The organism is Plantibacter cousiniae (nom. nud.), from assembly GCF_977070315.1.
On record NZ_CDRVEU010000006.1, the window covers coordinates 323304 to 334193 of the forward strand.

Annotated in this window: 11 protein-coding genes; 5 read left to right on the forward strand and 6 right to left on the reverse strand. The window is 59.6% G+C overall.

All coding sequences use genetic code 11. The annotated features are described in order from the left end of the window. Positions 1–135 precede the first annotated feature (135 nt). Positions 136–1485 (forward strand): glycerol-3-phosphate transporter, encoded by a 1350-nt coding sequence (gene glpT / locus ACW55A_RS14470; protein ID WP_455808315.1) that lies wholly within the window; start codon positions 136–138, stop codon positions 1483–1485. Here the strand turns inward: glpT and ACW55A_RS14475 are convergent, their stop codons facing one another. From ACW55A_RS14475 to ACW55A_RS14500, 6 genes are all read right to left on the reverse strand, one after another. Further along, on the reverse strand, positions 1486–2154 hold the full coding sequence (locus tag ACW55A_RS14475; protein ID WP_003365840.1) for a gamma-glutamylcyclotransferase: 669 nt from the start codon (positions 2152–2154) through the stop codon (positions 1486–1488). A 208-nt stretch (positions 2155–2362) separates the two neighbouring features. Further along, positions 2363–3331, reverse strand: coding sequence for a CDP-6-deoxy-delta-3,4-glucoseen reductase (locus ACW55A_RS14480; RefSeq protein ID WP_003432257.1), 969 nt, complete (start codon positions 3329–3331; stop codon positions 2363–2365). Further along, positions 3331–4797, reverse strand: a complete 1467-nt coding sequence (gene ubiD / locus ACW55A_RS14485) for a 4-hydroxy-3-polyprenylbenzoate decarboxylase (protein ID WP_003317344.1) — start codon at positions 4795–4797, stop codon at positions 3331–3333. The genes ACW55A_RS14480 and ubiD overlap by 1 nt, the downstream gene beginning before the upstream one ends. 127 nt (positions 4798–4924) lie before the next feature. Next, positions 4925–6184, reverse strand: coding sequence for a transcription termination factor Rho (gene rho, locus ACW55A_RS14490; protein WP_002551560.1), 1260 nt, complete (start codon positions 6182–6184; stop codon positions 4925–4927). A gap of 231 nt (positions 6185–6415) precedes the next feature. Then, on the reverse strand, positions 6416–6745 hold the full coding sequence (gene trxA / locus ACW55A_RS14495; RefSeq protein ID WP_003365837.1) for a thioredoxin TrxA: 330 nt from the start codon (positions 6743–6745) through the stop codon (positions 6416–6418). 121 nt (positions 6746–6866) lie between these two features. Beyond that, on the reverse strand, positions 6867–7571 hold the full coding sequence (locus tag ACW55A_RS14500) for a FadR/GntR family transcriptional regulator (protein WP_003365835.1): 705 nt from the start codon (positions 7569–7571) through the stop codon (positions 6867–6869). A 250-nt stretch (positions 7572–7821) separates the two neighbouring features. Here ACW55A_RS14500 and ACW55A_RS14505 point away from each other — a divergent pair, with 250 nt between their 5' ends. The 4 genes from ACW55A_RS14505 to ACW55A_RS14520 are packed head-to-tail and all read left to right on the forward strand — an operon-like array spanning position 7822 to position 10670. After that, positions 7822–8607 carry a transporter substrate-binding domain-containing protein gene (locus ACW55A_RS14505; RefSeq protein ID WP_003432256.1) on the forward strand — a complete coding sequence of 262 codons (786 nt, stop codon included), beginning with the start codon at positions 7822–7824 and terminating at the stop codon, positions 8605–8607. A 29-nt stretch (positions 8608–8636) separates the two neighbouring features. Continuing rightward, a complete protein-coding gene (locus ACW55A_RS14510; protein WP_003365831.1) occupies positions 8637–9302 on the forward strand; it encodes an amino acid ABC transporter permease in 666 nt (221 codons plus the stop codon). Next, positions 9302–9949 (forward strand): amino acid ABC transporter permease, encoded by a 648-nt coding sequence (locus ACW55A_RS14515; RefSeq protein ID WP_003432253.1) that lies wholly within the window; start codon positions 9302–9304, stop codon positions 9947–9949. The genes ACW55A_RS14510 and ACW55A_RS14515 overlap by 1 nt, the downstream gene beginning before the upstream one ends. Beyond that, positions 9936–10670: an amino acid ABC transporter ATP-binding protein gene (locus ACW55A_RS14520; RefSeq protein ID WP_003432251.1), complete on the forward strand. Its 735-nt coding sequence runs from the start codon at positions 9936–9938 to the stop codon at positions 10668–10670. The genes ACW55A_RS14515 and ACW55A_RS14520 overlap by 14 nt, the downstream gene beginning before the upstream one ends. Positions 10671–10890: the final 220 nt, after the last annotated feature.

The following is a 10890-nucleotide window of genomic DNA, read 5'->3' on the forward strand; positions in this document are numbered from 1 at the left end:
TTTGCGCAATGTTCGTAAAAGAACAGCCGATCGCCTGCATTTCCTACAAGGAATCAGCCCGAAGGCACTGCTTTTTTCTGTAATGAAAATGTAATATTCGCATTCGCAAAAACAACAATAATCAGGAGCTTCTCCATGTTTGGGTTTTTCCGCCCTGCCAGGCATCAGGCACCCCTTCCCGAAGAAAAGGTCGACAGTACCTATCGCCGTCTGCGCTGGCAGATCTTCGCAGGCATCTTTATCGGTTACGCGGGTTACTACCTGCTGCGCAAGAATTTCTCGCTGGCGATGCCGTATCTGATCGACGAAGGCTATACGCGTGGCCAGCTGGGCGTGGCGATGTCTGCCATTGCGATTGCCTACGGCTTGTCGAAATTCCTCATGGGCATCGTTTCGGATCGCTCCAACCCGCGTTACTTCCTGCCGTTCGGCCTGCTGGTCTCTGCGGGAATCATGTTCATCTTCGGCTTCGCGCCGTGGGCGACGTCCAGTGTCACGATCATGTTCGTGCTGCTGTTCATCAATGGCTGGGCACAGGGCATGGGCTGGCCGCCGAGCGGGCGGACGATGGTCCACTGGTGGTCGCAGAAAGAGCGCGGCGGTGTGGTGTCGGTGTGGAACGTGGCGCACAACGTCGGCGGCGGTTTGATCGGCCCACTGTTCCTGCTCGGCATGGGCTGGACCAACGACTGGCATGCGGCGTTTTACGTGCCGGCGGCGGTTGCATTGCTGGTCGCGGTATTCGCCTTCGCGACCATGCGTGACACACCGCAATCGGTCGGCCTGCCGCCTATCGAGCACTACAAGAACGATTATCCGGAAGGCTACGATGCCAGCCACGAAGAAGAATTCAGCGCCAGGGAAATCTTCATCAAGTACGTGCTGCGCAACAAATTCCTGTGGTACATCGCCATGGCCAACGTGTTCGTTTACCTGCTGCGCTACGGCGTGCTCGACTGGGCACCGACTTATCTGAAAGAAGCCAAGCACTTCACGGTCGACAAGACCTCATGGGCCTATTTCCTCTACGAGTGGGCGGGCATTCCGGGCACGCTGCTGTGCGGCTGGATGTCGGACAAGATCTTCAAGGGCAATCGCGGCCTGACCGGCATGGTGTTCATGCTTCTGGTGACCATCGCCACGCTGGTGTACTGGCTGAACCCTGAAGGCAATCCGACCGTCGACATGATCGCCCTGGTGTCCATCGGCTTCCTGATCTACGGCCCGGTGATGCTGATCGGCCTGCAGGCGCTGGAACTGGCGCCGAAGAAGGCAGCAGGCACGGCGGCAGGTTTTACCGGGCTGTTCGGCTATCTGGGCGGGTCGGTCGCGGCCAGCGCGGCAATGGGCTACACGGTTGACCACTTCGGCTGGGATGGCGGCTTCGTGCTGTTGATCGGCGCGTGCATTCTGGCGATGGCGTTCCTTGCGCCGACGCTGCGGCACAAGCAGGTCGCCAGCACGTCCCGCGACATCAAAGGCTGATCAGGCAGTCTCTGACTTGCAGCGCTTGAGCCGCGCCTCCAGATTCAGGTCTGGCATGGCGTGGCTACGCAGGGCCTTGGCGGTCTGCTCCACGTACTCGCGGGTAGTCCCATAGCGCCCTCTGGCGCTGGCGAGCACCTGGCTCAGCACGCTGTCCGGCAGGTTGCCTGCGTAGCTGGGCAGATGCCGCTCGAGCACGAAGCCCAGCGCCTGCACCTTCCGGCCATCTTCAAGGCGGCAATTGAGCCAGTGCGGGCGATACGAGGGGTACGGCATCTCGCGCTCCCACAAGGCCAGCAGCGATTTTTCCAGGCATTCATCCGGCAGACGATAGGCGAAGCCGGTGCATGAACCGCCACGGTCCAGACCAAATACCAGCCCCGGGACTTCCGGCGTGCCACGGTGTTCGTGCGACCAAAGGTAAAGCCCGCGGTGGTAACCGTGCACTCGGGCGCGCTGGCTCTCCACGGCGGTGCACTCGGGACGCCAGATCAGTGAGCCGTAAGCGAACAGCCAGACCGGGCCGCCCTTGTGACGACGCATGGTGGCGTTCATGGATGCGAGCAACTGCTCGCGGGTAAGCTGTGGGCCCATATCGATAACGGGCGGGTACGTCAGGCCAAGGCCGTCATGCACTGCAACGGCCAACTCGTTGATTGGGTTCTCCATTTGCCTCCCTGACAGTCTGACTGTCAGTTTTTACCGAGCCCCGCCGACTCGCTCGTGGTTGAGCGGCATCAGGGTGTCGTGGTTCGGTTGTTGCCACAGGCCAAGGACCTGCCGTTACTAAAGTTTGCCTGGCGACGAACAGGCGTCGCCATCGGTTGTAATCAGTTAAAGCAATTTACACTCCACTCATGCAGCCGTCAGTCCGGCATTACGGACGCGGTGCGTAGGCGAATACGTCTGCGCGCATCTGATGGGCATCCATTCCGGCGTCGACCAGAGCGTCCAGCGTTCCGTAGATCATCGCTGGAGAGCCGCTGGCGTAGACGTGGACGGCCGAAAGGTCCTTGATGTCCTCGCAAACCGCCTCGTGCAGCAGACCGCAACGCCCCTCCCAGCCGCACAGGTCGCTGACAACCTTGTGCAGGAACAGGTTCGGCAGTTTCGCCCACTCATCCCAATGGCTGACCTGGTAGAAATCCTCGGGACGACGCACGCCCCAGTACAGATGCACGGGATGACTGAAGCCTGTGGAGCGACAGTGTTCCAACAAACTGTTCATTTGCGCCATGCCCGTACCGGCCGCGATCAGCACCAGCGGCCCGTCCGGCAGCTCTGCAAGGTGGGTGTCGCCAAAGGGCAGCTCGACCCGTGCCATGCGGTTGCGTTGCAGCTGCTCGATCAGACTGCGCGCACTGTCTTCACGAGCCAGCACGTGCAGCTCCAGGTCGCGACCGCTGTGCGGCGCCGATGCGATGGAAAACGCCGACTTCTCGCCGTTCTCGCGCTCGATCATCAGGTACTGCCCGGCGTGATAACGCGGTGGCTTGCCGGCCGGCGCGCGCAGGCCGACCCGCCAGACATCGCCACCCACCTCGACACATTCGCTCAACTGGCAGGCAAAGCTGCGCACCGGCAGTTCACCCTTGGCCAGCACGCCATCCCACAGCACCACACACTCAGTCAGCGGCTCGGCCACACAGGTGTGAATTTCGCCGTGATCGAGCGTCTGCCCCGACTGCATCACACGGCCCTCGACCAGCAGAGCCGAGCAGACATGGCAGTTGCCATTGCGACAACTCTGCGGGCACTCGTAACCCAGACGCTGTGCAGCATCGAGTATCCGCTCGCCCGGCAGGGTTTCCAGCACCGCACCTGATGGCTGCAAGGTTACGCGCATCAATCTATTCCCAACTGAGTCCAGATTTCATCCACCCGGCGTGTGGTGGCTTCGTCCTTGACGATCGCCCTGCCCCACTCGCGACTGGTCTCACCTGGCCATTTGTTCGTGGCATCCAACCCCATTTTCGATCCCAGGCCGGACACCGGCGAGGCGAAATCGAGGTAATCGATGGGCGTGTTGTCGATCATGACCGTGTCGCGCTTGGGGTCCATGCGCGTGGTGATGGCCCAGATCACGTCATTCCAGTCCCGTGCATTGATATCGTCGTCGGTGACGATCACGAACTTGGTGTACATGAACTGGCGCAAGAACGACCAGACGCCCAGCATCACGCGCTTGGCATGGCCGGGATACTGCTTCTTGATGGTCACCACCGCCATGCGGTACGAGCAACCCTCGGGCGGCAGGTAGAAATCGACGATTTCCGGGAACTGCTTTTGCAGAATCGGCACGAACACTTCGTTCAGCGCGACACCCAGAATCGCCGGCTCATCAGGCGGACGACCGGTGTAGGTGCTGTGGTAAATCGGCTTGATGCGGTGCGTGATGCGCTCGACGGTCAGCACCGGAAAGCTGTCGACTTCGTTGTAATAGCCGGTGTGGTCGCCGTAAGGCCCCTCGTCGGCCATCTCGCCCGGATGAATCACGCCTTCGAGCACGATCTCGGCGCTGGCCGGGACTTGCAGATTGCTGCCACGGCACTTGATCAGCTCGGTGCGCGAGCCACGCAGTAGCCCGGCAAAGGCATATTCGGACAGGCTGTCCGGTACCGGCGTCACCGCACCAAGAATGGTCGCCGGGTCCGCGCCCAGTGCGACGGCGACCGGATAAGGCTCGCCAGGATGCTTGACGCACCAGTCGCGGAAGTCCAGCGCACCACCGCGATGGCTGAGCCAGCGCATGATGATCTTGTTGCGACCGATGACCTGCTGGCGATAGATGCCGAGGTTCTGGCGCTCCTTGTTCGGGCCTTTGGTGACGGTCAGGCCCCAGGTGATCAGCGGCGCGACATCGCCCGGCCAGCAGGTCTGCACGGGCAGCATGCCGAGGTCGACATCATCGCCTTCGATGACGACCTCCTGGCACGGTGCATCCTTGACGACCTTTGGTGCCATGGCGATGACCTTGCGGAAGATCGGCAGCTTGGACCAGGCGTCCTTCAAACCCTTGGGTGGCTCAGGCTCTTTGAGAAACGCCAGCAGCTTGCCGATTTCACGCAGCTCACTGACCGCTTCGGCGCCCATGCCCATGGCTACGCGCTCTGGCGTGCCGAACAGGTTGCCCAGCACCGGGATATCAAAACCAACCGGTTTTTCGAACAGCAGGGCCGGGCCCTTGGCACGCAAGGTACGGTCACAGATTTCAGTCATTTCCAGCACAGGCGAGATCGGCATCTGGATGCGTTTCAACTCTCCGCGCTGCTCAAGCTGCTGCACGAAATCCCTAAGATCTTTGAATTTCATTAACCCGGCCATTTATCCAATAGACGCACATCGTACCTGCTCCAGCCCTTCAAGGCAGCTAATCGGCGGCAGGCAGGCAAAAAAAATGGTGCCCCGAAGGGCACCATTTTTTGTTTCAGCCTGCCCGTTACTTGCGTTTCATGGACAGGAAGAACTCGTCGTTGGTCTTGGTCTGCTTGAGCTTGTCGATCAGGAACTCGATAGCCGCGACTTCGTCCATCGGGTGCAGCAGCTTGCGCAGAATCCACATGCGCTGCAGCTCGTCATCAGCGGTCAACAGCTCTTCACGGCGTGTGCCGGAGCGGTTGATGTTGATGGCCGGGAACACGCGCTTCTCTGCGATCTTGCGATCCAGAGGCAGCTCCATGTTGCCAGTACCCTTGAACTCTTCGTAGATCACTTCATCCATCTTCGAACCGGTTTCAACCAGTGCGGTGGCGATGATGGTCAACGAGCCGCCTTCTTCGATGTTACGCGCAGCACCGAAGAAACGCTTTGGCTTCTCGAGTGCATGAGCGTCGACACCACCGGTCAATACCTTGCCGGAGCTCGGGATGACGGTGTTGTAGGCACGAGCCAGACGGGTGATGGAGTCGAGCAGGATAACGACGTCTTTCTTGTGCTCGACCAGGCGCTTGGCCTTCTCGATCACCATTTCGGCAACCTGTACGTGACGGGTTGGCGGTTCGTCGAATGTCGAGGCAACCACTTCGCCGCGCACGGTGCGCTGCATCTCGGTCACTTCTTCCGGGCGCTCGTCGATCAGCAGAACGATCAGATGCACTTCCGGGTTGTTACGCGTGATGTTCGACGCGATGTTCTGCAGCATGATGGTCTTGCCCGCCTTCGGCGGAGCAACGATCAGACCACGCTGGCCTTTACCGATCGGTGCGCACAGATCGATCACACGACCGGTCAGGTCTTCGGTGGAGCCGTTACCGGCTTCCATCTTCATGCGGATCGTCGGGAACAACGGCGTCAGGTTTTCGAACAGAATCTTGTTCTTGGCGTTTTCCGGACGGTCGTAGTTGATCGTGTCGACCTTGAGCAGAGCGAAATAACGCTCGCCTTCCTTGGGTGGACGGATCTTGCCAACGATGGTGTCGCCGGTACGCAGGTTGAAGCGGCGGATCTGGCTGGGGGAGACATAGATGTCATCCGGGCCGGCCAGGTAGGAAGCGTCTGCAGAGCGCAGGAAACCGAAGCCGTCCTGGAGAATCTCCAGCACGCCATCACCGGATATTTCCTCGCCACTTTTGGCGTGCCGTTTGAGCAGGGAGAAAATGACGTCCTGCTTGCGCGAACGGGCCATATTCTCAATGCCAGCCTGTTCGGCCATTTCGAGCAATTCGGTAATCGGCTTTTGCTTGAGTTCAGTCAGGTTCATATGGGGAATGACGTAATCATGTATGGAGGGGGAAATTAAGCTTTTGGCTTAATGAGGCCGCGCCGCAGAGAAGGCGACAGGATCGCGTACTAAATCGAAAGGAGAGCGTCGGCGACGGCTAGCAGGGGGCAACGGAGAAGCCGTTGCGGGGCCGAATGTACCACCTGATTTTCCAGGCGTCTAGTACGACACCCGAAAAAAACCCCGCGATTTGCGGGGCTTTGAAACGCCTCAGATGTTGGCGTCGAGGAACGCAGCCAGCTGCGACTTCGACAGGGCGCCGACTTTGGTCGCTTCAACATTGCCGTTCTTGAACAGCATCAGCGTAGGGATACCGCGAACACCATGCTTGGCAGGAGTGTCCTGGTTTTCATCGATGTTCAACTTGGCAACAGTCAGCTTGCCTTCGTAGGTGCTGGCGATTTCGTCCAGAACCGGGGCAATCATTTTGCAAGGGCCACACCATTCAGCCCAATAGTCAACAAGCACAGGACCCTGAGCCTTGAGTACTTCGGCTTCAAAGGTGGCGTCGGTGACGTGTTTGATAAGGTCGCTACTCATGGAAGTCTCCGAGTTCATAGGCTAAAAACGACGCTCATCATAGCGGGCCTCGGGTGATTCAGGAAGCGAAGGTTCATTGAGTCTGACTATGATGAGCCATGACTGCAGTTATGGCCGGCGTTCAGTTGGCGGGCGAAACGAACACGATACCGGTGCGCAGTGCCGCGCCACGAATATGGTCCTGCATGGCCTTTTGCGCAGGCCCTGACGCATGTCGGGCCAGCGCGCGAAGGATCTTGCGGTGCTCCTGCCAGGTTTCCATGACCCTGGCCGCCCGGATGAACGGCATCTTCTGGCTTTCCAGAAAGATGTCGGCCCCGGCAGTCACGATCCCGAGCATCGCCTGATTGCCGCTGGCGACCAGAATGTGCCGATGAAACTCGAAGTCGAGCCGCGCCGCAGCCTCGAAGTCACCGGCACGCAGCTCCAGGCGCATGGCTTCGACGTTGTCCTCCAGCACATCCCGCTCGTCGGCGGTCAGGGTCACCGCTGCCATTCCCGCAGCAAAACCTTCCAGTGCATAGCGCAACTGAAAGGTGTCGGCCGGGGAAACCTGAGCTTCATAAGGCCAGGAAAAACCACCTGTGCGCTGTTCTGGTTCAGAAATCGACTGCACGAAGACGCCTTTGCCGGGCTGGACACTGACCACTCCGAGTGCGCTGAGCGATGACAAGGCTTCACGCAAGGATGCCCGACTGACCCCCAGCAAAACCGCCAGATCGCGTTGCGACGGCAGGCTCTCGCCGGGCTTGTACCCTTGCTCGGCGATCAATTTGCGAATGGCCCGGAGGGCTGATTCGGGTACTGCGAGTGAAGTGTGCGGCATCACTGTTCAGGCCAGTCAGTCCAGTAAAAATCCCTTTTATCGCCATCTCGAACATTCGGCAAGCGACGCCCAGCACTGGGGCAGCAAGGCTTTAAAGCGCGCCAAAGCAGGGCGAGGCCTCCTCCAACTGGTCAGACCAGTAAGACCATAAATGCGCTGCAAACCTTGATTCATGGCAGGTAATGACCGAATGGCATGCGCTGTGCACTGGAGACAGGCCAACACCTTTCGTTTCGCCCGGAGACCTCATATGACCAAGCGTTACAGCGCCCTGCTTACTGCACTGTTTGCCAGTCTGATGCTGAGCCAGACACCCGCCCACGCCAACGGCCTGGACGACGTTGTAGCGCGCGGCACCCTCAAGGTGGCCGTTCCGCAGGACTTCCCGCCATTCGGCTCAGTCGGCCCCGACATGAAACCGCGCGGCCTGGACATCGACACCGCACAACTGCTGGCCGACAAGCTGAAGGTCAAGCTGGAACTGACCCCGGTCAACAGCACCAACCGCATTCCGTTCCTGACCACCGGCAAGGTCGACCTGGTGATCTCCAGCCTGGGCAAGAACCCGGACCGCGAAAAAGTCATCGACTTCTCACGCGCCTATGCACCGTTCTACCTGGCGGTATTCGGTCCACCTGATTCGCCGGTCAAGGACATCGCTGACCTGAAAGGCAAGACCATCAGCGTCACCCGTGGTGCTATCGAAGACATCGAGCTGTCGAAAGTGGCTCCGGAAGGCGCGGTCATCAAGCGCTTCGAAGACAACAACTCCACCATCGCAGCCTATCTGGCCGGTCAGACCGACCTGATTGCCAGCGGCAACGTGGTGATGGTCGCGATCAGCGAGCGCAATCCCAAGCGCATCCCGGCACTGAAAGTGAAACTCAAGGACTCGCCCGTGTATGTCGGCGTGAACAAGGGTCAGCCGGAACTGTTGGGCAAGGTCGATGAGATTCTGAATGCCGCCAAGGCTGACGGCTCGCTGGAAAATGCTTCCCAGAAATGGCTGAAGCAACCGCTGCCTGCCGATCTCTGATCACTGCTTTCCGGTAACAGGATTCACCAATGGCTTATCACTTCGACTTTACACCGGTCCTGCAGAGCATCGATCTGCTGTTGCGCGGGGCTTTGTTCACGCTGGAACTGACGGCCATTGGCACCCTGCTGGGCGTCAGTCTCGGTATTGTCGGTGCCGTCGTGAGGGCCTGGAAGATTCAGCCTTTTGCGACGATCTTTGCCATCTATGTCGAGCTGATCCGCAACACACCGTTTCTGGTCCAGCTGTTCTTCATTTTCTTCGGTCTGCCGTCGCTGGGCGTGCAGATCACGGAATGGCAGGCAGCGGTGCTGGCGATGGTCATCAACCTGGGTGCCTACTCGACCGAAATCGTGCGGGCGGGTATCCAGGCGATTCCCAAGGGTCAGCTTGAAGCGTCGGCTGCGCTGGCAATGAACCGTTACGAAGCCTTTCGCCACGTAGTGCTGGTTCCGGCGCTGGGCAAGGTCTGGCCGGCACTGAGCAGCCAGATCATCATCGTCATGCTGGGCTCGTCGGTCTGCTCGCAGATTGCCACTGAAGAACTGAGCTTCTTTGCCAACTTCATTCAGTCACGCAACTTCCGCTCGTTCGAAACCTACATTGTGACCACGCTGATCTACCTGGCCATGGCGCTGCTGATCCGGCAACTGCTGGCCTGGATCGGGCGTCGCTACATCTCGAGGAACAGCTGATGGATTTCACCCTCTGGGACATCGTGCGCAATCTGCTGATCGGCCTGCAATGGACCGTGGCCTTGTCGCTGGTGGCCTTCATCGGCGGTGGGCTGATCGGCTTGCTGATCATGGGCATGCGCACCTCGGAGAAATCCGGCCCGCGCGTGACCGCGAAACTCTATATAGAACTGTTTCAGGGCACGCCGCTGTTGATGCAGTTGTTTCTGGTGTTCTTCGGCGTCGCCCTGATGGGCATGAACATTTCGCCCTGGGCTGCGGCGGCACTGGCCTTGACGCTGTTTACCAGCGCCTACCTTGCGGAAATCTGGCGTGGCTGCGTCGAATCGATTTCCAAGGGCCAGTGGGAAGCATCCGCGAGCCTGGCGCTGACCCCATTCGAGCAGATGCGTTACGTGATTCTGCCGCAGGCGTTGCGCATCGCGGTCGCGCCGACGGTCGGCTTTTCCGTGCAGGTGGTCAAAGGCACTGCAGTGACGTCGATCATCGGCTTCACCGAACTGACCAAGACCGGCAGCATGCTGGCCAACGCTACGTTCGAACCTTTCATGGTCTATGGCTTCGTTGCTCTGGGCTACTTCATCCTGTGCTACCCCTTGTCGCTGTGCGCGCGCCATCTGGAAAGGAGACTGCATGCCTCTGCTTAGAATTTCCGCCCTGCATAAATACTATGGCGATCATCACGTACTCAAAGGCATCGATCTGTCGGTCGAAGAAGGCCAGGTCGTGGCGATCATCGGTCGCAGCGGCTCGGGCAAAAGCACCCTGTTGCGCACGCTCAACGGTCTGGAGTCGATCAACGATGGTGTGATCGAGGTCGATGGCGAATACCTGGACGCCGCGCGCGCCGACCTGCGCACGCTGCGCCAGAAGGTCGGCATGGTGTTCCAGCAGTTCAACCTGTTCCCGCACCTGAGCGTGGGTGAGAACGTCATGCTTGCGCCGCAGGTCGTGCAGAAAGTACCGAAGGCCGAGGCCGCCAAACTGGCGAGGAAGATGCTCGAACGCGTCGGGCTGGGCGAGAAGTTCGACGCCTTCCCGGATCGCCTGTCCGGTGGTCAACAGCAACGCGTAGCGATTGCCCGAGCGCTGGCGATGTCGCCCAAGGTATTGCTGTGCGACGAAATCACCTCGGCACTGGACCCGGAGCTGGTCAACGAAGTGCTCAGCGTGGTGCGCCAGTTGGCAGCCGATGGCATGACCCTGATCATGGTCACCCACGAAATGCGCTTCGCGCGTGAAGTGGGTGACAAGCTGGTGTTCATGCACCAGGGCAAGGTGCACGAAGTGGGCGATCCGAAAGAACTCTTCGCCAACCCGAAAACCCCGGAACTGGCGAACTTCATCGGCACAGTGGAGCACGCCTGAGGCTGGACCTGGAAGCAGAGCGTCCGGAACGGCATGCGCACGCGGTGCATCGATAGTGGTCTTGCGCGCACCTATCGTTCCTCACGCTCCGCGTGGGAATGCAGTTCGTGACGCTCTGCGTCACAGCTACATGCTGTATCGGACTGGACAGAAATCTTGGTGGGAGTGAGCTTGCTCACGAAGACTTTGGTCCAAACGCCATATTTTCAGGGGCTGCACC

Bases quoted from the DNA above. Each gene is read 5' to 3' on its own strand.
- ACW55A_RS14520 (WP_003432251.1), top strand. From the start codon at position 9,936: ATGCCTCTGCTTAGAATTTCCGCCCTGCATAAATACTATGGCGATCAT.
- ACW55A_RS14475 (WP_003365840.1), bottom strand. From the start codon at position 2,154: ATGGAGAACCCAATCAACGAGTTGGCCGTTGCAGTGCATGACGGCCTT.
- ACW55A_RS14515 (WP_003432253.1), top strand. From the start codon at position 9,302: ATGGATTTCACCCTCTGGGACATCGTGCGCAATCTGCTGATCGGCCTG.
- ACW55A_RS14510 (WP_003365831.1), top strand. From the start codon at position 8,637: ATGGCTTATCACTTCGACTTTACACCGGTCCTGCAGAGCATCGATCTG.
- rho (WP_002551560.1), bottom strand. From the start codon at position 6,184: ATGAACCTGACTGAACTCAAGCAAAAGCCGATTACCGAATTGCTCGAA.
- glpT (WP_455808315.1), top strand. From the start codon at position 136: ATGTTTGGGTTTTTCCGCCCTGCCAGGCATCAGGCACCCCTTCCCGAA.
- ACW55A_RS14480 (WP_003432257.1), bottom strand. From the start codon at position 3,331: ATGCGCGTAACCTTGCAGCCATCAGGTGCGGTGCTGGAAACCCTGCCG.
- ACW55A_RS14505 (WP_003432256.1), top strand. From the start codon at position 7,822: ATGACCAAGCGTTACAGCGCCCTGCTTACTGCACTGTTTGCCAGTCTG.
- ubiD (WP_003317344.1), bottom strand. From the start codon at position 4,797: ATGAAATTCAAAGATCTTAGGGATTTCGTGCAGCAGCTTGAGCAGCGC.
- trxA (WP_003365837.1), bottom strand. From the start codon at position 6,745: ATGAGTAGCGACCTTATCAAACACGTCACCGACGCCACCTTTGAAGCC.
- ACW55A_RS14500 (WP_003365835.1), bottom strand. From the start codon at position 7,571: ATGCCGCACACTTCACTCGCAGTACCCGAATCAGCCCTCCGGGCCATT.